The organism is Halomonas fontilapidosi, from assembly GCF_014192285.1.
Classification (GTDB): Bacteria; Pseudomonadota; Gammaproteobacteria; order Pseudomonadales; family Halomonadaceae; genus Halomonas; species Halomonas fontilapidosi.
In genome coordinates this window covers 34,968-58,007 of the sequence record NZ_JACHXQ010000002.1, presented here as the reverse complement: position 1 = coordinate 58,007, position 23,040 = coordinate 34,968, and the positions used below count along the sequence as shown (strand labels likewise).

The following is a 23,040-nucleotide window of genomic DNA, read 5'->3' as shown; positions in this document are numbered from 1 at the left end:
GCTATAATCGCCCCTTTCAAGAACGTTACCTAGAGGAGCCTCAGCATGTCCGATGTCAAGAAGGTCGTGCTCGCCTATTCCGGCGGCCTGGACACGTCCGTCATCGTCAAGTGGTTGCAGGAAACCTATGACTGCGAGGTCGTGACCTTCACCGCGGACATCGGCCAGGGCGAGGAGGTCGAGCCGGCCCGTGCCAAGGCCCAGGCGCTGGGGGTCAAGGAGATCCATATCGAGGATCTTCGTGAAGAGTTCGTGCGTGACTATGTCTACCCGATGTTTCGCGCCAACACGATCTACGAGGGTGAGTACCTGCTCGGCACCTCCATCGCCCGGCCGCTGATCGCCCGTCGCCTGATCGAGATCGCCGACCAGACCGGCGCCGATGCCATCTCCCACGGCGCTACCGGCAAGGGCAACGACCAGGTGCGCTTCGAGCTGGGCGCCTATGCGTTGAAGCCGGGCGTCAAGGTCATCGCGCCCTGGCGCGAGTGGGACCTCAACTCCCGCGAGAAACTGATGGCCTACTGCCAGCAGCACGACATCCCGGTGGATTTCTCCTCCAAGAAGAAGTCGCCCTACTCGATGGATGCCAACCTGCTGCATATCTCCTATGAAGGCGGCATCCTCGAGGATCCCTGGGCCGAGGCCGAGGAGGAGATGTGGCGCTGGAGCGTGTCGCCGGAGGCCGCGCCGGAGTCGCCCACCTACATCGAGCTGACCTACGATAAAGGCGATATCGTGGCCATCGACGGCGTGCCGATGAAGCCCCACGAGGTTCTCGAGAAACTCAACAAGCTGGGTGGCGACAACGGCATCGGTCGCCTCGACATCGTCGAGAACCGCTACGTGGGCATGAAGTCCCGCGGCTGCTACGAGACGCCGGGGGGCACGATCATGCTGCGTGCCCATCGCGCCATCGAGTCGCTGACCCTCGACCGCGAGGAGGCCCACCTCAAGGACGAGCTGATGCCCAAGTATGCCGAGGTGATCTACAACGGCTACTGGTGGAGCCCGGAACGCCGCATGTTGCAGGCTGCCATCGACGAGACCCAGAAGAACGTTTCCGGCGTGGTGCGCATGAAGCTCTACAAGGGCAGTGCCACCGTGGCGGGCCGCAAGTCGGAGGCTTCGCTCTTCGACGAGTCCATCGCCACCTTCGAGGACGATGCGGGCGCCTACGACCAGAAGGACGCCGAGGGTTTCATCAAGCTCAACGCCCTGCGCCTGCGCATCGCCGCCGGCAAGGGTCGCAGGCAGGACTGAACCTGACCGTCATGCCTTCCTCGACGCCGGCTTGATGCCGGCGTCGTCGTGTCAAGGCAGATCCCATGCGAGGAGAGCACCATGTTCAAGAAACTGTTATCCGGCCTGCTGGGGGGTGACAACAGCACACCCGGCAATGCCGCCTCCGCCGAGCCGGTAGAGTACAAGGGCTACCTGATCGTCTCCGAACCCGCCGACCAGGGCGGCCAGTTTCGGGTCAGCGGCTGGATCCGCAAGCCCCTGCCGGCGGCCGAGGGCGAGGAGGGCAGCATGCTCGAGCACCGCTTCGAGCGTTCTGACATGCTGCCGGGTCGCGACGCCTGCGACGCCTTGATGGTCAGCAAGGCGCAGCGCTTCATCGATGAGGTTGGCGACGAGATGTTCTCACCGCGCTGAGACTCGCCTTATACTTCAGGACATGCCGATCAATCCCTTGATCCGGAGTCCTCATGCGCCTGCTGCACCGCGCCTCGCCCTGGCGGGGACTGTTCGCCACCGACGCGCTGCCCGATCCCAGCGACTGGCCGGTGCTGCTCGACCCGCTGCGCCAGGCCCTGTTGAACCTGGGACTTACCCCCGCCCTGGCCGAGGCCCACGCCTGGCAATGGCAGCTGGTGGACGCCCTGGACAGGCTCGACCTGCCCGCTTGGCGCATCAGCCAGCTGATCAGCGACCACAATGATTGGCTCTATCGGCGCGCCATTGGACTTTCTCTCGAGGAGATGCGCGGCCAGGGCTGGGGGGAGCCGCCGACAGGTTTCTGTGTGCTGACCCTGGGCTCTGGGGCGCGCCACGAGAGCCTGCTGGCGCCGGATCAGGATAACGCCATGATCATCGCCGACTATCCCGACGAGCGGCATACCGAGATCGACGGCTATTTTCAGTCGCTGGGCGAGCGCTTCACCGCACGCCTTGATGAGGCCGGAATCCCGCTCTGTCAGGGGCATGTCATGGGGCGCTGGCCGATGTGGCGCAAGCGGCTCTCGGAGTGGCGGGCACAGCTCAATATCTGGACCGCCGAGCGCCGGATCAAGCGCGTCCAGCAGGCTAATATCCTGTTTGATTTCTTTCCGGTCCATGGCGAGACGTCACTGGCCGAGGCGCTGGCCGATACGGTGGCAGGCGTGATGCCGGCGTCGTCGTTGTTCCTTGACGAGATGGCCAGCCTGCTCGATGAATTGCCGCTGGCCCTGGATCGGCTCGGCCGGCTCGGTGGCGACGGCGAGGGTGCTCCCCATGAGCGAGCCATCAACCTCAAGCGCCAGGGCATGCTGCCGCTGGTCAATGCCGTGCGCCTGCTCGCCGTTCGAAACGCTGTGCGCCCGCCGGATACTCGCTCACGGTTGGCGGCACTGGTGATGCGGGAGGTGCTGGAACCCGAGCACGCCCGGGCCCTGACGGCGGCACACGAGCGCTTGCAGGCTTTGATGCTCGATGAGCAGCGACTGGCCCTGACCGAGGGGCGCACGCCCGATGTCTGGGTGAATATCGCCCGGCTGGGAGAGGATCAGCGGCTTCTTTTACGCCACGATCTGCTGCAGATCCGCGTGCTGCTGAGAAGGGCGCGCCGTCTTTAAGCCCGGTGGACCTATTCCGCAGGCGCCTCGGGCAGCTCCATCACCAGGCAGGCACCGCCGAGCCGTGGCGCCTCCTCGACCCACAGTCGCCCGCCCAGATGGGCGACGATGCCGCGGCTGATCGGCAAGCCCAGGCCGCTGCCCCGTGGCCGGCCACGTGCCTCGCCACCGTCCTGCTGCTGGATCTGGTGGAATTTCTCGAAGACCCGTTCGCGCTCGTCTTCGGCGATGCCGGAGCCGTTGTCCTCGACGGCGAGACGGTAATGGTCCTTGTAGCGCTCGAGGCGCAGCAGCACCTTCGGATCGTCGTCGGCGGCGAACTTGCCGGCGTTGTCGAGCAGGTTGATGATCACTTGTTCGAGGCGGTCCGGGTCGCCGATGACCGTTGCCGTCTCCGGTATGATCTCGACCTCCAGGGCAATCCCGCGATTTTCCTGCAGCCGGTGCACTGCATCCACGCTGTGTCGTGCCAGTGCCACCAGGTCCAGGCGCTGGGGTTCCAGGGTCAGGCGTCCGCTCTCGAGCCTGGCCAGGTCGAGTATCTCCTCGATCAGCCGAGAGAGCCGCTGGCTCTCGCGCACCACCACGTCGAGGAAGTGGCGGCGTTTCTCCTCGGGCAGGTCATCGCTGTCGCGTAGTATCTCGGCAAAGGCACGTATCGAGGTGAGCGGTGTGCGCAACTCGTGGCTGACCATGGCGACGAACTCGTCCTTGAGACGGTCGAGTTCGCGCAAGCGTTCGTTGGCCGCACGCAGCTCCTCGCTGGTTTGCGCCAGCTCATTGGACTTCTGCTCCAGTTGGCGGTTGACCTCCAGGGTTTCGGATGTGGTGTCGAGGATGCTGAGAATCGATTCGAGGCTCAGGGCTTCGCCGCGCACCACCGAATCGATCAACACCCTTGCCGAGGCGCTGCCCAGGGAGCCGGCCAGGGCCTGTTCGGCGCGGGCGATCAGCGCCGGCGGCGCAGTCTGGGCATCATCGCCGGCCGTATCGTCTTGGCTGGCGAAGACGCGAGCCGTCGCAGCGCCCCCCAGATAGCGGTCGAGCAGGGCACGTAGTTCACCTCGCGTGGTCTGGCCCTGCCACAGCGAGGTCTCCATCAGGCCGGGGTGCATGGCCTCGGTAAACAGGGCGGCCTGGGTCTGCTCCAGCGGCGACTGGCGGGTGAACAGCGAGATACCCACCAGCAGCCCGATGTTGGCGGTCAGGCTCCATAGCAGCGAGTGGGTATAGATGTCCCAGCCCTCGAGGCCGAACAGCGCATAGGGTCTCAGCCAGTCGAGCCCCCAGGGGCCCTGGTCGAGGAAGCCGGCCTCCAGCCATCCGGACTGGGCGAAGCCCGGAATCAGCAGGGTCCAGGCCCAGACTACGAAGCCTGCGCTCATGCCAAGGCCGGCCCCCAGGCGGTTGGCGCCACGCCAGTACATGCCGATCAGCAGCGCCGGGGCGAACTGGGAGGCGGCGGCAAAGGAGACCAGGCCGATCGTCACCAGGCTGTAGGCGTCGCCGATCAGCGCATGGTAGAGATAGCCGAGCAGCAGGATCAGCAGGATGGCCACGCGGCGGATGCGCAGCAGCCAGCCGGCGAGCTCGCCGCGAATGCTCATCTGGAGGTGCCGCGAGCGCAGCAGCAGCGGCATCACCAGCTGATTGCTGACCATGGTCGACAGGGCGATGGTCTCGACGATCATCATGCCGGTAGCGGCCGAGAGTCCGCCGATGAACACCAGCAGCGGCAATCCCTCGAGGCCGGCCGAGAGCGGCAGGGTCAGCACGAAGCTGTCGGGGTCGCTGCTGACGTCGCTCAGCAGCAACCCGGCCATGGCGATGGGGATCACGAAGAGGTTGATCACCAGCAGGTAGAGCGGGAAGAGCCAGCTGGCGCGCTTGAGGTGTCGCTCGTCGACGTTCTCGACCACCAGCACCTGAAACTGCCGTGGCAAGGTGAGAAAGGCCAGGAACGCCAGCACCAGCATGCCTACCCACCCCAGGGTTCCGCCGGGCACTGCTTCGAGGCTCATCAGTCGGGTCAGCTCTGGCATGGCCACGACCCGGGCGAAGAGTTCCGCCGGGCCGTTGAAGAGCACGAAGACAGTGAACACGCCCACCGACAGGAAGGCCACCAGCTTGACCAGCGACTCGAAGGCGATGGCCGCCACCATGCCCTCGTGGCGTTCGCTGGCGTCCAGGTGGCGGGTGCCGAAGAGAATGATGAACACCGCCAGGACCAGGGCCACCCAGAACGACTTGTCGGCCCAGAAGCTCTCGTCGGCCAGGCGCAGCTCGGCGGCCTGGGGGTAGTTGACCAGCACCGCGTGGCTGACGGTAATCGCCTTCAGCTGCAGGGCGATATAGGGGGTGATGCCGATTAGCGCGATCAGAGCCACCAGGGCCCCCAGGCTCGAGCTCTTACCGTAGCGGGCGCTGATGAAATCGGCGATGGAGGTGATCCGCTGGGCGCTGGCGATGCGTACCATCTTGCGGATCACGAAGGGTGCCATGAGCATCGCCAGGGTCGGACCCAGATAGATCAGCAGAAAGCTGGGGCCGTACTGGGCGGCGCGGCCGACGCTGCCGTAGAAGGTCCAGGCGGTGCAGTAGACGGCAATGGAGAGCGCATAGACGGTGGGTGAGCCGATCAGCGAGCGTCCCTGCTCGGCGCGACGGTCCCCCCAGGCGGCGATGACGAAGAGCAGCGCCAGGTAGCCGAATGCCACCGTCAGGACCACCAGACTGCTTTTCATGGCGTATCAGCCTGCATCCGGGGTCACTCCCTGGGGCGGTGTTCCATTAGCCAGGCCATCAGGCCGATAACCCCACCCCAGGCTACGAACAGGTAGACGATCAGCGAGCCCGGCCACGTCAGGGAGCGCTCGGCGATCAGCAGCAGGGGCGGGGATATCAGCAGGGCCGCCAGTATGATCAGCACGACCAGCCGTTCCTTGAGGCGCGGCGTGTTCACGAGGCGAAGGCATCCTCCTTGTCGTGGGCGCTGGCCTGCAGTGCCAGCGCCTGCTCGAGTGTCTCGATACCGCGCGCCTCCAGCCGGGGCAGCAACGACAGCCACAGCTCGGCGGTGACGCGGGCATCGCCCAGGGCCGTATGGCGGGTGCCGGGCGGGAAGCTGAGGTCGTAGCGGTCGGCCAGGCTGTCCAGGTCATGGCCATCGAGGCTGTCGTCGAGCGCCCGGGAGAGCAGCAGCGTGTCGAGCACCGGCATGTCGAACGCGGTGCCACTGCCGGGGGGGTGGATGGCCAGCAGGTCGAAGTCGGCATTGTGGGCCAGGATTACCGCCTCGCCGATGTAGTCGCGAAAGCGTGGCAGGGCCACATTGAGCGGCGGGGCGCCCGCCACGTCGTCATCGGTGATGCCGTGGATGGCGGTACTGGCTGGCGGGATGGGCCGCTCCGGGTCGACCTTCAGGTCGAAGATGTCGCTGGCCAGCAGTCGCGTATTGACAATGCGGCAGGCCCCGATACTGACCACGGTGTCGCCGCGACGCAGTTCCAGTCCGGTGGTCTCGGTGTCGAAGGCCACCACCTCCAGGGTCTTCAAGGGCCGAGCCGCCAACTCGGCATCCGGCGGGGGCATATCGGCGATGCCGAAGTCATGGAACTCGGGGCGCGGCGGCGTACGCGGATGCGGTGCCCCGACCCGGTCGGTGGCCGGCAGTGGCAGGCGCAGCCGGGCATGTTCGCCGTCCTCGTCGGCAAGGCTCCAGGCATCGCTGGTGTGCTGGCGCAGCACATCGCCGACACGCGGGCCCAACGGCAGGGCATCCAGGCGCTCGGCGCGCCATTCGTCCAGCACCTTCTCGCCCAGCGGGGAGCCGCGCCAGATGAGGTCCAGGTAGACCCGACGGTTGCCCAAGCAGACCTCGCCTTCCAGTTCGTGCTGGCCGGAATGCGCCGCCAGCCTTGCCAGCAGCGAGTCGAGCAGCACCAGCAACGCCGGCGCGTCGCCCTTCAACCAGGCGGGCATGCCGATCGGCGTGATGCGCAGCGAGTGGCTGGCCTGACGTTCCTCGAGGGCCGACCAGAGATCATTGGACCACAGCGGGACCAGGCGCTCGCCCTCGCGGTGCATGTCCTCCATCAGCTGGCCCATGCGCTCTAGCTGGGCGGCCAGGGCTCGGCTCTCCTCGTCGATGACGGCCTCCAGACGCTGACCGAGTTCGCCCGCCGCGCTGTCGTCGCGCACCCCGACCAGGGCATCGGCGGCACTGGTCAGGCTGGCGCTGTGGCGTCGCAGTACCGGCAGCATCTCGGCGATGTCGGCCCGTGCCCCCATCTCGCTGGTCCAGGCCGCCGTGGTGTCGGTCAGGGTCAGCAGGGCCTCGTGGTTGCTCTCGGGAACGCGGCGCATCACCACATGCAGCCAGCGCTCGTCGCAGGGCACCAGGATTTCCCGCGGCGCCCCATCATCGGGTAACTGACCCAGGGCGTCCTCGAGACTGCGGATCGGCAGCAGGGCATCGAGGCGCTTGCCGAGCCCCAGCCCGGGGTGACCCTCGAACAGCGTCTCGGCTGCCTGGTTGAAGAGCAGCACCCGGCGGTGGTGATCACAGAGCAGCAGCGGGGTGTCGAGCACCTGGAGCAGGGTCTCGAGCTCCTGTCGGATGCGGGCGGCACTGCGCGCGCCTTCGGCGTGGGCGGTAGCCAGGCGCTCGCGGTCGGCTCGCCAGGCTTCGCGGACGCGCATCAGGTCGGGGCCGAGCCCGCGCAGCCAGCCTTCCGGTGGATAGTCCTGGCGGGCATCCGGGTTGGCCACCAGCCGCGCCAGCTGAACCTGGAGATGACGTAGCGGCGTGAACAGCTGACGTTCGAGCAGCAGGCCGACCAGAAAGATGGTGCCGCCTCCGGAGAAACAGCCCAGCCACAGTAGCAGCCGCGCCATGCCCTCGAGCCCGACGAGGCTGTCCAGCCACATGGCGAACAGCGCGCCGCCGAAGATGCTGACGCCGCTGAGCAATAGCCACAGGCCGATCAGCCGCTGGCGGCGAGGCAGACGAGAACCACGCTTGGCCATCAGGACACCTCGGCAAGCAGCGTCTTGACCTTCTCGACCAGCGCCTGGGTCGAGAAGGGCTTGGTGATGTAGTCGTCGGCACCCAGCGCCATGCCCTTCTCACGCTCTACCTCGCGCCCGTGGGCGGTCAGCATGATGATCGGCAGCCGCGCATGGGTGGGATCGGCCCGCAGCCGCTCGAGAACATCAAAGCCGCTGATGCCGGGCAGGCTGATATCCAGCAGGATGAGGTCCGGGGGAGACTCGGCGATCCTTGACAAGGCACTCTCGCCATCCTCGGCGGTGTCGACCTCGAAGCCGGCGTGCTGCATCAGAAATTCCAGGGACAGGACGATGTTGGCTTCGTCATCCACCACCAGCACCTTGGCCATGGTGCCCTCCTATGAGTGTGTTGTCGTTTTATGCACGGTTACCGATCAGTCTAGTGGCCGGTCGAGCGGTGGCAAAGACGACCTTGGCAGGAGGTCAGAGGCATTGGCGTGCTAGGGTGCCGGGACTGCCTCTGATTCCCGGGGGCTCATGAAGGAGGACGGCATGATCAAGGTCCATCACCTGGAGAACTCCCGCTCCCAGCGGGTCCTGTGGCTGCTGGAGGAGCTCGGTGTCGACTACGAGATCATCACCTATCGGCGTGACCCCCGCACCATGCTGGCGCCCGACTCGCTTCGCGAGGTTCACCCGCTGGGCAAGTCACCGGTGATCAGCGATGCGTCACGTGATGGCCGGGTGGTCGCCGAGTCGGCGGCGATTCTCGAATATCTGGTCGAACGCTTCGATACCCCCGGCCATCTGGTGCCGGCGGCGGGCAGCGATGCACGGGAGCGCTACCGCTTCTGGCTACACCATGCCGAAGGCTCCGCCATGCCGCCGCTGGTGATGCGGCTGGTGTTCTCCGCGCTTGGCAAGCCACCGGTGCCGGCACCGGTGCGCCCCCTCGGCAAGCTTTTCGCCCGGGGGGTGGAGCAGCAGTTTCTGGGGCCGCAGATCCGCCAGTTGAGCGACTACTGGGAAGCCGAGCTCGGCCATGCTAGCTGGTTTGCCGGCGACGCCTTCAGCGCGGCCGATATTCAGATGAGCTTCCCGGTGCTTGCCCTGGAAAACGGTGGTGGGCTGTCCGGCTACCCCCGGCTGGAGGCCTTCCTGTCCGCCTGCCGGGAGCGCCCGGCGTACCGTCGCGCCGTAGAGAAGGGCGGTGAGTTCTCGTTGGGGTGACGTAGGCGACGTTGGCTGAAACACGCGAGGTACTTTTTGGTTTGGCTGGCCTCCCGACCTAGTAGGCCCGCTAAGCGCCAGCGCACCGGGCGTGTAATGAGGCTTCCACCGCGCTGTATGCGCCTTCCGCTTAGCCGGCCTACGCGATATTCCCATGGTGTTCAGCCGAATTGCGATGATTCTTATTTCTGCTGCCGTTTGAGCTTGTGCATGGGGCCAAGCGGCCCCAGCCATAGCCAGATCTGAGCGATCACCAGCAGCGGCAACCACCAGGCGGGCGCGCCGGTCACCTTGTTAAGAAGCCAATGGATGAAGAAGGCGGTAATTCCGGCGACCAGGCCCACCAGCGGGAAGAGCAGCGGGCGCTCTCGGCCTGGCCAGCGCATCAGCCGGCAGAGCGTGCCCACCAGGGCACCGAAAACGGTGGTCAGGACGAGGGGTATCAGCAGGTCCAACATGTCGAGCCTTGAGTCAAGAGGATGAGATAACGCCGCCAGCCTGGTTGCCGCCTGGCCGTAGGGCGCGTCGACGCTGGCTCACTCACCGCGGCGCAGCAGTATGTTGCGGAGTGCCAGCTCGGCCCGTCCCAGCCACTCGTGCAGGGCACGGGTGCTCTGGTGGAGGTGGTAGGCACGCGGGATCATTGAGGGAAGGCCAGGCGGTGGAGCACTGGCGAATTCGGTTGGCGCTGGCGTGACGGACAGGCCGGCGCGTTCGAATTCCGCGACGGCCCTTGGCAGGTGCCAGGCCTGAGAGACCAGCGCGACATGGTCGATGCCATCGCCTCCCAGCATCTCGGCGGTGTAGCGGGCATTCTCGGCGGTGCTGCTGCTGCGACCTTCCAGCCAGCGCACCGGCACGTCAAATACCTCGCGCAGTGCCGCGGCCATCAGGCTTGCTTCGGCGCTGTGCTCGTCGTGCACGCGGCCGCCGCTGACCAGGATCGGCAGTTGAGTCCCGCGATGCAGGTGGGTGCCATAGGCCAGCCGGCGCCAGCTGGCATTGGCAGGGGCATCGCCCCAGCCGAATTCCGGGGAAGCGGTGTCGCGTCCGCCACCAAGGATCACGATGGCCTCGGCGTCACGCAGTTGAGCGGGGCCAGCCAGGGGGGGAGGCTCGAGCCCCTGGCGCAGGGCATGGCTCGCCAGAGGCGTGGAAAGGGCCAGCAGGCTGGCGACCCCGAGAGTCACCAGCAGGCCACCGGCCATGCCGCGCACGCCAAGCATGAGGCCCAGGAGGATCAATAGCACATTGATCACGGGGGGCAGCAGGAGATATTTCAGCGCTTCCATGGGCGAGACTCGTTGGCGGTCATCCTGCCAGTGAACCAGTCGGCGGCCTCTTGTGCCAGCCGGTGACCTGGAGAGATCGTCGGTCGCGAGGTGCCTGACGCTTCGACATCCCGGGCTCGATGCCCGTTATGGCTCGGTCTTTTCCGGGTACTCGCAGAGGTCCTCGATGACGCAGCTGCCGCAGCGCGGCTTGCGGGCCAGGCAGGTGTAGCGCCCATGGAGAATCAGCCAGTGATGGGCATCCTGGCGAAATTCTCGGGGCACATGCCGCAGCAGTTTTCTTTCTACCTCCACCACGTCTTTCCCCTTGGCGATCCCGGTACGATTGGCCACGCGAAAGATATGGGTATCCACGGCGATAGTGGGCTCACCGAAGGCCGTGTTGAGGATCACGTTGGCGGTCTTGCGGCCGACGCCCGGCAGCGCCTCGAGGGCCTTGCGGGTGCGTGGCACCTCGCCATCGTGCTGTTCGACCAGAATTCGGCAGGTCTTCATCAGATTCTCGGCCTTGGTGTTGTAGAGGCCGATGGTCCGGATGTGCTCCTTCACGCCGTCGATCCCCAGATCGAGGATCGACTGGGGCGTGTTGGCCACCTTGAACAGCCGTTCGGTGGCCTTGTTTACCCCCACGTCGGTGGCCTGGGCCGAGAGCAGCACCGCGGTGAGCAGCTCGAAGGGCGTCGTCCAGTTCAGTTCGGTGGTCGGCTCGGGGTTGTGGGCGCGCAGCCGCGCGAAGATCTCGAGGCGTTTCTGGGCGTTCATGCTCGGCTCATGAAGAGGAGACGTGATGGAGCGCGGCCCGGGCGTCATCGAGCAGCCGGCTGGCGCTATCGACCTGCCCTTGGGCCGCCGCGATTGCATTGGCATCGCCCTGGCGCTCGGCGTGGGCCAACTGCTGTCTGGCGCGGCGCAGGGCCTGTTCGGCGGCCTTTACGGCCATCTGTCGCTGGCGTTGCGGCGCGGGGCCTGCGGTGCTGCCCGGCGCGGACCGCTGGCGCTGTCGAATCAGCCGCTTCTGGCGCTCCATGCGCTTTTCACGCGACTCCCTGGCCAGGCGCTGCTGGCGGTCGCGATGACGACGGCGCCCCTGTTCGGCGCGGCGTGCCAGGTAGGCGTCGCGTGCCTCATCGGTCTCGGCGGCTTCCCAGGCGGGGTGAGGCAAGAGGTCGATGCAGTCCACGGGGCAGGGCGCCACGCACAGCTCGCAGCCGGTGCACTCATCCACGATGACCGTATGCATGCGCTTGGACGCGCCGAGGATGGCGTCCACCGGGCATGCCTGGATGCACTTGGTGCAGCCGATGCATTCGGCCTCGCGGATCCAGGCCACCAGCGGGGATTGGGCGGGCTGTTCGAGCGCAATCACGTCCCGCCGGGTCAGCGCCGCTAGCCGAGTCACGGTGGCGTCGCCGCCGGGCGGGCAGCGATTGATGGCCTCGCCGTCGACGATGGCCTCGGCATAGGGGCGACAGCCGGGCTGGCCGCACTTGCCACACTGGGTCTGGGGCAGCTCGGCATCGATGGCCTCGATCAGCGCGGCCCGAGAGCGGGCATCGATCTCCGTCACGGCGGCGCCTCAGCGCACCCGCTGGCCCGGCTCGGCGCCGGAATCGGGGCTGAGGAGATAGATGCCGTCGTCGTTGCCGGCGGCCAGCACCATGCCCTCGGACACGCCGAAGCGCATCTTTCGCGGTGCCAGGTTGGCCGCCATCACGGTCAGTCGATTCTCGAGAGCTTCCGGGGCATAGGCGGCGCGAATGCCGGCAAACACGGTGCGAGTCTCGCCGCCCAGGTCAAGGGTCAGCTTGAGCAGCTTGTCGGCCTTCTCGACATATTCTGCCCGGGCGATGCGGGCGATACGCAGGTCGACCTTGGCAAAGTCCTCGAAGCTGATCTCGTCCCCGATGGGATCCTCGGCCAGCGGCCCCTTCGCCGTCTCCTTGAGTTTCTGTTCTTCCACCAGGTCCTCCTTCGATGCCGCCATCATGGCATCAATCTTGTCGCGTTCCACGCGGGTCATCAGCGGCTTGAACTTGGCGATCTCGTGGTCCACCAGCAGCGTGTGGCGGCTGTGCCAATCAAGGGTCTCGAGCCCGAGGAACACACGGGCCTGCTCGGCCATGGCCGGCACCACCGGCGCCAGGTAGACCATCAGCTGGCGGAACAGGTTGATCCCCACCGAGCAGATCTCCAGCACCTCCTGCTCGCGCCCCGGCTGCTTGGCCAGCACCCAGGGCTCGGCCTCGGCGATGTAGGTGTTGGCCTCATCGGCCAGTTCCATCACGCGGCGCATGGCCCGGCCGAACTCGCGAACCTCGAAGTCCGCGGCGATCTCGTCACCGGCAGCGATAAAGCGTGCCACCATCTCCGGCTGGCTGCAGTGGGCGGACAGGCGGCCGTTGCCGAGCTTCTTGACGAAGCCGGCGCAGCGGCTGGCGATGTTGACCACCTTGCCCACCAGGTCGCTGTTGACCCGTGCCGCGAAGTCCTCGAGGTTGAGATCCAGGTCGTCGACCCGCGAGGTCAGCTTGGCGGCGAAGTAGTAGCGCAGGTACTCCGGGTTGAGGTGGTCGGCATAGGTCGCGGCCTTGATGAAGGTGCCGCGCGACTTGGACATCTTGGCGCCGTTGACCGTGACGAAACCGTGGCAGTTGACGGCGGTGGGCGTCCGGAAATCGGCACCGTGCAGCATCGCCGGCCAGAACAGGGCGTGAAAATAGACGATGTCTTTGCCGATGAAGTGGTAGACCTCGGCGTCGGAGTCGGGTGCCCAGTAGGCATCGAAGTCGATGCCCTGGCGGTCGCAGAGGTTCTGGAAGCTGGCGAGGTAGCCGATTGGCGCGTCGAGCCAGACATAGAAGTACTTGCCTGGCGCGTCGGGAATCTCGAAGCCGAAGTAGGGGGCGTCGCGGGAGATGTCCCACTCGTTGAAGCCCGACTCGAACCACTCCATCAGCTTGTTGCGGATCTGCGGCTGGACATGGTCATCGTCGATCCATGCCTTCAGGAAGTCGGCGAAGTCCGGCAGCTTGAAGAAGTAGTGGGTAGAACTTCTCACCTCGGGGGCGGCACCGGAGATCGCCGACACCGGATCAATCAGCTCTGCCGGCGTGTAGGTGGCGCCGCAGGCCTCGCAGTTGTCGCCGTACTGGTCCTCGGCCTTGCATTTCGGGCAGGTGCCCTTGATGAAGCGGTCGGCCAGGAACAGGCCCTTCACCGGGTCGAACATCTGTTCGATGTCGCGGCTGGCGATATGTCCCTTGTCCCGCAGCCGGGTATAGATCAGCTCGCTGAAGTGGCGATTCTCCGGGGAGTGGGTCGAGTGATAGTTGTCGAACGCCACCCCGAAGCGGGAGAAGTCGGTCTGGTGGTCGCGGGAGACCCGTTCAATCAGCGCCTCGGGCGTGATGCCCTCCTGCTCTGCCCGCAGCATGATGGCCGTTCCATGGGCGTCGTCGGCACACACGTAGTGGCATTCATGCCCGCGGCTCTTCTGGAAGCGCACCCAGATATCGGTCTGGATGTATTCCAGCAGGTGGCCCAGGTGGATGGCCCCGTTGGCGTAGGGCAGGGCGCTGGTGACCAGAATCTTGCGCGGGGCGCGGGCGGTGTTCGACATGGCGTCACAGAGTATCCCGTTGAAAATCAGGCCACGATTGTAGCCATCTTCGCACATGGCTGCATCTCCGCGTCCGCTCGTCTTGCCCGGTTCAGGCGGCGTGCTGGTAGCATCTCAGCCATAGCTTGCTGCCCCGGTGACGCGCCAGATCCATCCAAGTGAATACACGGTCTCCGCGGCCCCAGGCGCAAGCTGGGAGGCACGCCCGGCTATGGCTGCCGTACCGTGAGGCACGCGCCAGGGGTGCGTTACAGGCAAGGTGGAGCGCCCAGCTTCTTTTGAAAGGTAATCTCCCGGCGTTGCGCCGGGAGTAGAGGAGAGCCAGAGGGAAGCCCTGGTGGTTAGTAGAGCGCCTGCTCTTCCTTGACCACTTCCTTGAGCAACTCGAGAAAGAGTCGATCCGCCTCGGAGTGTTCCTCAGGGTCCTCGGGAATATGCACGCTGGTGGTGTCGGAGATCTCGTTGGCAATACGCGCCATCACGTCACCCTCACCGGGTTCGTTGAGTTGACGGCGGGTGACCTCCAGCGCCTGCTCGAGGATCTTCGGATCCTGCAGTAGTTTCTTGATGAAGCCCCGCAGTTCGTTGATCACGCGGGTCTTTTGGATTTCCGATGAGGCCATGACGTTCTCCTTGGATCCATGCCATTTCGAGACAAGCAGACGATACCACGTTTGTCGGCGGGCGTGGTTGGCTGCCATGCCTGTCCTTGCACAGGGCATTGCACGGTATATGGGGTGTAGCGTGGGCCTTGTCCTGCATCAAGCATCTGCTAACTCCTGCCTGGCCCTAGTCCCTCAGGAGTGGACAAATTCTTCTGTTCGGTTACGCTGGATTACAAAGCCTCACATCATGAAATCGCATGGGGCATATCAGACGTTCGGCTTGGCCTGAGCCAGCCTGATGGAGACCTCAGGGGAGTCGTCACAGGAAGTCGGGAAAGGAAGCGCCATGGCATGACACCTCGACCCATGGGCCCGCAACAAAATAATAAACCGGTCATTTCATTTCCTGTCAGGCCTGGTATCTAGAAGACCGGGCCATAGCCATCATGAAAGGGAACACCCATGAAACGCACGACTGACGCATCTAACAGCCCCCTTGTACGTCGCCTTGCCGGCACTCTGGCTCTGGGGTCCTCCTTGGCACTTCTGCCACTCGCTTCGGCCGTGGCACAGTCGTTGCCGGCGGGACTGGCGTCGCCGGGGAGCGCCGATCTGCGCCAGGTGGTTCAGCAGGCGATCTCGACAAACCCCGAGGTACAGGCCGCATGGAGCAGCTTCCGCGCTTCCGGTAATGATATCGGAGTGGCCCGAGGCAACTATTTGCCGAGCGTCGACGTCTCGGCCGGGATCGGCGTTGAGGATAGAGAGCTCGACAGCCGCGGTAGTTACGATACCCGCTACGCGGAACTGACGATCACCCAGATGCTCTGGGACGGTCTCGCCACGGCCAGCGAGGTCGAGCGCCTGAGCCGAGCCGAACTGGTGAGCTATTATGAGTTGATGGGGGCCAGCGAGGAGACGGCCCTGGAGGCAACGCGCGCCTACCTGGACGTGCAACGCTACCGTGAGTTGGTGCGCCTGGCCCAGGACAACTACCGTGAGCACCTGAGGGTCTTTAACCAGATCGAGGAGCGCGTGATCTCCGGGGCAGGTCGCCGCGTCGATCTGGAGCAGATCAGCGGTCGCCTGGCGCTGGCCGAGTCGAACCTGATGACTGAAGCGTCCAATCTGCACGATGTGACGGCGCGCTACCAGCGCATCGTCGGCGACCTCCCGGCGGAGAACCTGGCGCCGGCGCCGGAGATGGACGAACGCCTGCCGGCAGACGTCAACCGGGCGCTCGATCTGGCATTCCAGGGGAATCCCGACTTCCATGCCGCCATCGAGAACATCGAGGCCTCGCGTGCCGAGCAGCGTGGTACCCGCTCGGCCTTCCAGCCGCGACTCGATTTGCGCGGTCGCACCGGCACCTACGAGAACAGTGACGGCAGCTACGATGTGATCGCCGATGGCGAGCGCCGCGATCGCCACAGCATCGAGTTGGTCGCCAGCATGAACCTCTACAGTGGCGGCAGTGACCTGGCGTCCTTCCGCGCCGCCAGCGACCGCGTCGAGCAGGCCGTCAGCCTGCGCGAGAAGGCCTGTGTCGACGTTCGCCAGACCACCCAGATTGCCTATAACGATACCCAGCGGCTGCGCGAGCAGTTGGAATACCTGAATGAGCATCGCCAGTCCATCGACCGGGTGCGCGGCGCTTACGAGCAGCAGTTTGAAATCGGACAACGCACCCTACTCGACTTGCTGGACAGCGAGAACGAGTATTTCGAGGCCAGCCGTGCCTATGCCAATGCCCGCTATGACGTGGCGCTGGCGGATGCCCGTACCCTGGCTGCCATGGGGCAACTGATGCAGACCCTCGAGGTACGGCGTGATGATCTGCCGACCCTGGCCGAGCTGGGCAGCGACGGGGTCCAGATCGATCCAGATGCCATCTGTCCGGCTCAAGGCCCACAGGGCTTTACACTCAACGACTTTATCGGCGGCATCGAGGCGCCGACACGAGCGCCGGACGTGACCCTCTCGGCCGATGCCCTGTTCGAGATCAATAGCGCCGTATTGAACGCCGAGGCGCGTGCCGAACTCGATGGTCTGGCGGTCGCGATTCGTGACATGGACAACCTTGCTCGGGTGTTCATCGCCGGTCACGCCGATATCACCGGCACCGATGCCATCAACGATCCGCTCTCTCAGGCACGCGCCGATAGCGTGGCCAGTTACCTGGTGAGCCAGGGAGTTGAACCGGGACTGATCGAGACGCGCGGCTATGGTTCGCGTCAGCCGGTGGCCAGCAATGCCACGGTGGAGGGGCGCCGCCAGAACCGTCGTGTCGAGGTGACCCTGGAGCGTGTTGGCGAAAACCTGGACTTGAGCGGTCACGCTTTCGACGGAGAAGACGCAACCTTGGCGAACAACGTAGGTGACGCGGCATCGGACTGGTCCGCAGCACCCGCCGGTTTCTATGGCGAGTTGGACATCCGCATCGCCGAACCGGAAGCGCTGGCGCGTCAGGAGGGCAGCTTCATGCAAGTGGCGGCGCTGGAGAGCCAGCAGCGAGCCCGCGGCCTGGGTAAGCGCCTGGGAAGTGAGCTCGATATTCCGGCCCGCCTCCACTCCGCCGGGACGCTGCATCGTGTCCAGCTTGGTCCCATCGACGATCCGGCGCTGATCAAGACCCTTCGCCAGCGGCTCGAGACTATGGGGTACGGCGGCAGCTATATCGTCAACGGATGAACCGAGTGCCAGCCACCGGCAAGTTAGCTTTTTGCCGGTATGCTTCGCCCCGTCGTGACCGCGATGGGGCGTCTTGATATTCGAGGTGGTTGTGTCGCAGAAAGAAGCGCTGGACCCTGGCCCTTCCCGGTCAGCGGTCCATGATGAATTACTCGAGTGCCTGCAGAGCATCGCCCAGATGCATGGGCATGACGTCACGGCCGAGTCGCTGACGTCCGGGCTGCCCCTGGAAGAGGGGCGCCTGACACCCGGCGTCTTCGGCCGCGCCGCGTCTCGCGCCGGTCTCACGGCCCGAATCGTCAAGAGTCGCCTGGTGCAGCTCAACCCCGCGCTCTTTCCCTGCGTGTTGCTGCTTGAGCCGGGCCGTGCTTGCGTGCTGGTGGCCCTAGATATCAAGGCGCGTCGCGCTCGGGTGATCTTTCCCGAACTGGGCGATGCCGAAGCCGAGGTGGGCCTGGATGGCCTGCAGGAGAGCTACAGCGGCCAAGCCATTTACGTGCGCCCGCGCTTTCATTTCGATGAGCGCGGGCCCGAGGTCAACAAGCAACGCTCCCGTCACTGGTTCTGGGGCGTGATCCGCGAGAATCGCAAGCTCTATCGCGACGTCATCGCCGGGTCGGTAGTGATCAACCTCTTTGCGGTGGCGATGCCATTGTTCGTGCTCAACGTCTACGATCGGGTGGTCCCCAACCACGCCACCGAGACGCTGTGGGTGCTGTCGGCCGGCATCTTTATCGTGCTGTGCTTCGACCTGGTGCTGCGCCTGATGCGCAACGCCTTCGTCGATCTGGCGGCCAGTCGTGCCGACGTCAAGCTGTCGTCATCGATCATGGCGCGGGTGCTGGGATTGCGCATGGAGGCACGGCCGGCCTCGACGGGATCCTTTTCGGCGACGCTGCAGTCCTTCGAGTCGGTGCGTGCCTTCATCGGCTCGGCGACGGTGGTGGCGCTCGTCGACCTGCCCTTCGTGCTGATGTTCGCGGGCATCATCGCGCTGATCGGCCCGCCGCTGGTGATTCCGGTGCTGGTAGGCATCGTCTTCGTGCTGCTCTATGCCATGGCCGCCCAGGGCAAACTCCACGAGCTCTCCGAGACTACCTGGCGGGTGGGGGCCCAGCGCAACGCCACCCTGGTGGAATCGGTCGCCAGCCTGGAGACGGTCAAGACGCTGCGCGCCGAGAGCCGCATTCAGGCCACCTGGGAGAAGGCGTCAGCCTTTCTCTCGCGCACCTCCGCCCAGCTGCGGCTGGTTAGCTCCTCGGTCTCGAGTGTCGCGCTCTGGGCACAGCACAGCGTCGCCGTGTGCGTGATCATCATCGGCGTTTACCAGATCATCGAAGGCAACCTGACCCAGGGCGGGCTGATCGCCGCCTACCTGCTGTCGTCGCGGGCCATGGCGCCGATCAGCCAGGCCGCGGCACTGCTGGCGCAGTACCACCAGTCCTCCACCGCGCTGCAGTCGCTTAATGAGGTGATGGAGCGGCCGGTGGAGCGCCCCGACGGCAAGACCTTCATCGACCGCCCGGTGGTGCGTGGTGAGATACGCTTCGACAAGCTCTCCTTTCGCTATCCCGAGGCGGAGCGCGACGCCCTGCAGGACATCTCGGTGACGATCGAGCCCGGGGAGCGGGTGGCGCTGCTGGGCCGTGTGGGCTGCGGCAAGACCACCCTCAACAAGCTGGTGCTGGGGCTCTACCAGCCCACGGCAGGCGCGGTGATGGTCGACAAGGTGGACATCCGCCAGTTCGACCCCATGCAACTGCGTCGTCATATCGGCTATGTACCCCAGGACGTCAGCCTGTTCTTCGGCTCGCTGCGCGAGAACATTCTGGCCGGGGGCGGCAGCGACGGGGTCGATGATGAGGCGCTGTTGCGTGCCATCAAGCTGAGCGGCCTGGACAGCCTGGTCAACTCGCATCCCCAGGGCGTCGACCTGCCGGTGGGCGAGCGCGGCCAGATGCTTTCCGGGGGCCAGCGCCAGGCCGTGGCCATCGCCCGGGCGCTGGTCCATGACCCGCAAATTTTGCTGCTCGACGAGCCCACCAGTTCCATGGACCATGCCAGCGAAGAGGCCTTCAAGGCCAATCTCAAGGCCTATGGCCAGGGCAAGACGCTGATCGTCGTCACCCACCGCACGTCGTTGCTCTCGCTGGTCGATCGCATCCTGGTCATCGATGCCGGCAAGGTGGTCGCCGACGGTCCCCGCGACAAGGTGGTGGAAGCCCTGCGCAAGGGCCAGATCGGGAGGGCCAACTGATGGCAAGCGCGGACAAGACCGCCGAACAGCAGGGCTTCGAGGCGATCGGGCGTTTCTCGGAGACGGGTGGCAAGCCCTTCCGGCCCTTCATCGACCGGCTCTTTGCGCGCCGGGTCAGTGCGGCACACCTGAGTCGCGACTGGGCCAGCGACGCCGACTGGGCCCGCCTGCAGCAGGACCCGATTCGCGCCCGCGGCTTTCTTTACGTGGTGGTGCTGGCCGTTATCGCCCTGCTGGTATGGGCCACCGTTGCGCCCATCGACGAGGTGACTCGCGGCACGGGCCGGGTGATTCCCTCCAGCCAGCTGCAGCGGGTGCAGTCCTTCGATGGCGGGGTGGTCCAGGAGATCCTGGTAGAGGAGGGGGAACGGGTCGAGGCCGGCGAGCTGCTGATGCGTATCGACCCCACCCGCTTCCTGGCCAACTTTCGCGAGAACCGCGCCACGGCGCAGTCCCTCCAGGCGCGTGCCGAGCGACTGCGGGCGCTGGCCACCGGCTCTTCCTTTACCCCGTCGGACGAACTGGTCGACAAGGCTCCGGAGATCGTCGACCAGGAGCGTGAACTCTATCAGAACGCGCTCGAGAAGCTGGCCGAGGAGAAGAGCATTCTGCAGGAACGGCTCTCCCAGCGCCGCGCCGAGCTCGAGGAGGCTCAGTCACGTCGCGATACCGCCGCCAGGGAGCTCAACATGGCCAGCCAGGAGCTCAACCTCACGCGGCCGTTGCTACAGTCCGGGGCCGTGTCCGAAGTCGAGGTGCTGCGGCTCCGTCGAGAGGTTTCGCGGGCCAGCGGTGACCGTGCCCAGGCGGCGGCCCAGGTCGAGCGTCTGCAGTCGGCGATCGAGGAGGCCCAGGCCCAGCTGCGCGAGGTCGAGTTGGAAGCGCGCAACGAGTGGCGTACCGAGCTCTCGCAGACCCTGGGCGAACTGGCCGCGCTTGACGAATCCAGCGCCGGCTTGCAGGACCGCGTGCGGATGTCGGAGATCCGCTCACCGGTGGATGGCGTGATTCAGCGCCTCAACGTCACCACCCTCGGCGGGGTGGTCCAGCCGGGCCAGGAGGTGGTCGACATCGTGCCCACCGATGATGCGCTGCTGGTGGAGGCGCGCATCGCCCCGCAGGACATCGCCTTCCTGCGCCCCGGCCAGCCCGCCACCATCAAGCTCACCGCCTACGATTTCGCCATCTACGGCGGGCTCGAGGCCGAGCTCGACCATATCAGCGCCGACACCATCACCGATGACGAGGGCAATACCTTCTATCTGGTGCGGGTGCGCACGGTCGAAGACGCACAGAAACACAAGGAAATGGACGTGATTCCGGGCATGACCGCCCAGGTCGACATCATGACCGGCAAGCGCACCGTGATGCAGTACCTGCTCAAGCCTGTTCTGCGGGCCTGGGACAATTCCATGGGAGAACGATGATGACACAGCTCTTCGTCTGTCAGGGACGCGACGAGATCCCGCGCTGGCGTGCCGCCTTCGCTGAGGCGCGCCTGGTGACGCCCCAGCAGGCGCGGGCCCAGGCCGGTCACGGCGATAGCGTGTGGGTCATGAGTAACATCGAGGAGTGGCAGGGACTGGTCACGTTGCTCGCTGGCCGTGGGGCCATCGTCAACGTATTAAGCTACGCGCCCACCTCACTGCAGGCTCTGCAAGCGTTGAATGCCGGCGCTAGGGGCTACGCCCATGCGCTGTCACCCGCCGAGTTGCTGACCCAGGTAGACCTCGTGACTCACCACCAAGGCATCTGGGTGCCGACCGAGCTGATGGCTCAGGTGATGGGCGGGGCCTATCGGGCGCTGGGGGGCGGGGCTCAGCAACAGGATGAGGCCCTCTCGGGATTGACGGATCGCGAAAGGGCGGTGGCACTGGCCGTAGCCGAAGGACAGAGCAACAAGGAGGTAGCGCGCCGTCTTGAGATCACCGAGCGGACCGTCAAGGCGCATCTTGGTGCCATTTTTCGCAAGCTCGGCGTGCGCGACCGTCTGCAGCTGATCCTGCGTCTCGCTCAGCGTGAAGTCGTTTGACGGGCCGTCGCGGCTGATCAAGCGCTGAGTTGACTCAGGTCAAGGGCAGGGCCATCCCTGCCCATCAGTACAATACTGCTTCTTCGGGACATGGCCTAGTTTCATGGTATGCACCGTTCTTCCGTGGGCGGCATCGCAATCGCTTTGTAGGCAGGGAGTCATCTCATGACCATCGCAACCATCATCTCCATCAGCAGCGGTCAGGCCTGGGCACGTGACGAGGCCGGCAATCTTCGTGAACTGCGGGTGGGGGATACCCTGCAGGAGGGTGAGACGCTTATCACCTCGGACAATGCGCGCGTGCAGCTCGACTTCGATGATGGTCTTGACCCCACCATGATCGAAGGTGGGCAATCGATTGTCATGACCCCTGACCTTGATGCCGAGCAGCCGGTGGCGAGCGAGGAATCGAGCGCCCAGGATGAAGATCTCCAAGCCCTGCTGACTGCCATCGATGAAGGGGAGGACGACCTGCTGGAAGACCTCGCTGCCACCGCAGCCGGTGCTGGCGGCGCCGGCGGTGACGGCGGCGGGCACGATTTCGTGCGCCTGGCGCGCATCAATGAAGACGTTGACCCGCTGGCCTACGAGTTCTCCACCGCGTCGCTTGACACCGTCGAATTCGACGAGGCCGAGCCCGAACTCATTGCGGAAGACGAGAACGACGTTCCGACCATTTCGATCAGCGCCGACAGTGGCGCGATCACGCTGTTGACCAGTGATGCCGAGACGATCGCGGAGGGAGAAGATGACGGGACGAGCAGCAGCACCACGTCCTTCACCGTGGTGTTCGCTATCGACCCGGCAGGCACCAGCTTCGGCGAGGATGGCCCTGGCGAGATCGTCTGGGAATACGGGCTGGCGCTGGCCGAGGGCGTGACCAACGGGGTCAACTCCGGCCTGACCAGTAGCAGTGACGCGGTCTTCCTGCATGATATCGGCGGCGTGATCACCGGCTCGACCGAGAGTGATACCGCTGCCGTGGGCGGGGACAATACCGTTTTCCAGGTCGGTGTTTCCGAGGATGGTACGATCACCCTGGTGCAGTTCCAGGCCATCGATCACGATCAGGCCGACAGCAGCGACTTCTCCAGCGACATTCAAAACATCGGTGGCGGGCTGATCGTGCTCAACGGCACCGCGACCATCACCGACAGCGACGGCGACTCGGCCAGCGACAGCGCTTCCATCGATCTGGGGGGCAGCATTGGCTTCAGCGATGATGGGCCGGTTGTGACTGCAAGTCTCGGTGAAGCCGCCGTCAGCGTTGATGAGACCACGGCCGAAGCACTGGACGGCTTCCCGATCACCTCCACCAGTGAGGGTGCCGTTCTTGTCCTCGACACCGACTTCGGTGCCGACGGCGCGGCGGCCAGCAACGATACCGTCTATGGTCTCGAACTGAGCGGCGATGGCACGACCAGTCTGGCCACGGCCCAGGGCGACTACCCGATCAGCCTGGTG

19 protein-coding genes are annotated in these 23,040 nt (G+C 65.4%); 9 read left to right on the top strand and 10 right to left on the bottom strand.

What is annotated here, in order from left to right:
• Positions 1-45 precede the first annotated feature (45 nt).
• The 3 genes from FHR95_RS03825 (at position 46) to FHR95_RS03815 (ending at position 2,840) form a co-directional block, all read left to right on the top strand.
• The gene (locus tag FHR95_RS03825) at positions 46-1,263 is read left to right on the top strand and encodes an argininosuccinate synthase (RefSeq protein ID WP_183313436.1); all 1,218 of its coding nucleotides are present in this window, start codon (positions 46-48) and stop codon (positions 1,261-1,263) included.
• A gap of 81 nt (positions 1,264-1,344) precedes the next feature.
• Positions 1,345-1,659 carry an HlyU family transcriptional regulator gene (locus FHR95_RS03820; protein ID WP_040187167.1) on the top strand — a complete coding sequence of 105 codons (315 nt, stop codon included), beginning with the start codon at positions 1,345-1,347 and terminating at the stop codon, positions 1,657-1,659.
• Between the two features lie 53 nt (positions 1,660-1,712).
• Complete coding sequence (locus FHR95_RS03815; RefSeq protein WP_183313435.1) at positions 1,713-2,840, top strand: DUF294 nucleotidyltransferase-like domain-containing protein; 1,128 nt, start codon at positions 1,713-1,715, stop codon at positions 2,838-2,840.
• Between the two features lie 11 nt (positions 2,841-2,851).
• Here the strand turns inward: FHR95_RS03815 and FHR95_RS03810 are convergent, their stop codons facing one another.
• The 4 genes from FHR95_RS03810 to FHR95_RS03795 are packed head-to-tail and all read right to left on the bottom strand — an operon-like array spanning position 2,852 to position 8,239.
• Positions 2,852-5,584, bottom strand: a complete 2,733-nt coding sequence (locus FHR95_RS03810) for an ATP-binding protein (RefSeq protein WP_183313434.1) — start codon at positions 5,582-5,584, stop codon at positions 2,852-2,854.
• Between the two features lie 23 nt (positions 5,585-5,607).
• Positions 5,608-5,802, bottom strand: coding sequence for a hypothetical protein (locus FHR95_RS03805; RefSeq protein WP_040187164.1), 195 nt, complete (start codon positions 5,800-5,802; stop codon positions 5,608-5,610).
• The gene (locus FHR95_RS03800) at positions 5,799-7,868 is read right to left on the bottom strand and encodes a 3'-5' exonuclease (RefSeq protein ID WP_183313433.1); all 2,070 of its coding nucleotides are present in this window, start codon (positions 7,866-7,868) and stop codon (positions 5,799-5,801) included. The genes FHR95_RS03805 and FHR95_RS03800 overlap by 4 nt, the downstream gene beginning before the upstream one ends.
• A complete protein-coding gene (locus FHR95_RS03795) occupies positions 7,868-8,239 on the bottom strand; it encodes a response regulator transcription factor (protein ID WP_040187157.1) in 372 nt (123 codons plus the stop codon). The genes FHR95_RS03800 and FHR95_RS03795 overlap by 1 nt, the downstream gene beginning before the upstream one ends.
• 163 nt (positions 8,240-8,402) lie before the next feature.
• Between FHR95_RS03795 and FHR95_RS03790 the strand changes: the two genes are divergently transcribed.
• Positions 8,403-9,080, top strand: a complete 678-nt coding sequence (locus FHR95_RS03790) for a glutathione S-transferase family protein (protein ID WP_183313432.1) — start codon at positions 8,403-8,405, stop codon at positions 9,078-9,080.
• Between the two features lie 182 nt (positions 9,081-9,262).
• Here FHR95_RS03790 and FHR95_RS03785 read toward each other — a convergent pair whose 3' ends face one another.
• The 6 genes from FHR95_RS03785 to FHR95_RS03760 form a co-directional block, all read right to left on the bottom strand.
• On the bottom strand, positions 9,263-9,538 hold the full coding sequence (locus FHR95_RS03785) for a hypothetical protein (RefSeq protein WP_183313431.1): 276 nt from the start codon (positions 9,536-9,538) through the stop codon (positions 9,263-9,265).
• Positions 9,539-9,616: 78 nt separating this feature from the next.
• Positions 9,617-10,372, bottom strand: a complete 756-nt coding sequence (locus tag FHR95_RS03780; RefSeq protein ID WP_183313430.1) for a YdcF family protein — start codon at positions 10,370-10,372, stop codon at positions 9,617-9,619.
• A 126-nt stretch (positions 10,373-10,498) separates the two neighbouring features.
• Entirely contained in the window at positions 10,499-11,134 is a 636-nt protein-coding gene (gene nth / locus FHR95_RS03775) for an endonuclease III (RefSeq protein WP_183313429.1), read from the bottom strand.
• A gap of 7 nt (positions 11,135-11,141) precedes the next feature.
• Positions 11,142-11,939, bottom strand: a complete 798-nt coding sequence (locus FHR95_RS03770) for an RnfABCDGE type electron transport complex subunit B (protein WP_343065172.1) — start codon at positions 11,937-11,939, stop codon at positions 11,142-11,144.
• Positions 11,940-11,948: 9 nt separating this feature from the next.
• Positions 11,949-13,991: a methionine--tRNA ligase gene (metG, locus tag FHR95_RS03765; protein WP_183313726.1), complete on the bottom strand. Its 2,043-nt coding sequence runs from the start codon at positions 13,989-13,991 to the stop codon at positions 11,949-11,951.
• A gap of 341 nt (positions 13,992-14,332) precedes the next feature.
• Complete coding sequence (locus FHR95_RS03760; protein WP_040187151.1) at positions 14,333-14,614, bottom strand: hypothetical protein; 282 nt, start codon at positions 14,612-14,614, stop codon at positions 14,333-14,335.
• 519 nt (positions 14,615-15,133) lie between these two features.
• Here FHR95_RS03760 and FHR95_RS03755 point away from each other — a divergent pair.
• The 5 genes from FHR95_RS03755 to FHR95_RS03735 all read left to right on the top strand — a co-directional run.
• Positions 15,134-17,287, top strand: a complete 2,154-nt coding sequence (locus FHR95_RS03755) for a TolC family outer membrane protein (protein ID WP_343065171.1) — start codon at positions 15,134-15,136, stop codon at positions 17,285-17,287.
• Positions 17,288-17,378: 91 nt separating this feature from the next.
• Positions 17,379-19,544: a type I secretion system permease/ATPase gene (locus FHR95_RS03750; RefSeq protein ID WP_343065170.1), complete on the top strand. Its 2,166-nt coding sequence runs from the start codon at positions 17,379-17,381 to the stop codon at positions 19,542-19,544.
• The gene (locus FHR95_RS03745; RefSeq protein ID WP_183313427.1) at positions 19,544-20,971 is read left to right on the top strand and encodes an HlyD family type I secretion periplasmic adaptor subunit; all 1,428 of its coding nucleotides are present in this window, start codon (positions 19,544-19,546) and stop codon (positions 20,969-20,971) included. Before FHR95_RS03750 ends, FHR95_RS03745 begins: the two co-directional genes overlap by 1 nt.
• The gene (locus FHR95_RS03740; RefSeq protein ID WP_183313426.1) at positions 20,971-21,576 is read left to right on the top strand and encodes a response regulator transcription factor; all 606 of its coding nucleotides are present in this window, start codon (positions 20,971-20,973) and stop codon (positions 21,574-21,576) included. The genes FHR95_RS03745 and FHR95_RS03740 overlap by 1 nt, the downstream gene beginning before the upstream one ends.
• A 165-nt stretch (positions 21,577-21,741) precedes the next feature.
• On the top strand, positions 21,742-23,040 hold a 1,299-nt coding region (locus tag FHR95_RS03735; RefSeq protein ID WP_183313425.1), incomplete at its 3' end, for a retention module-containing protein.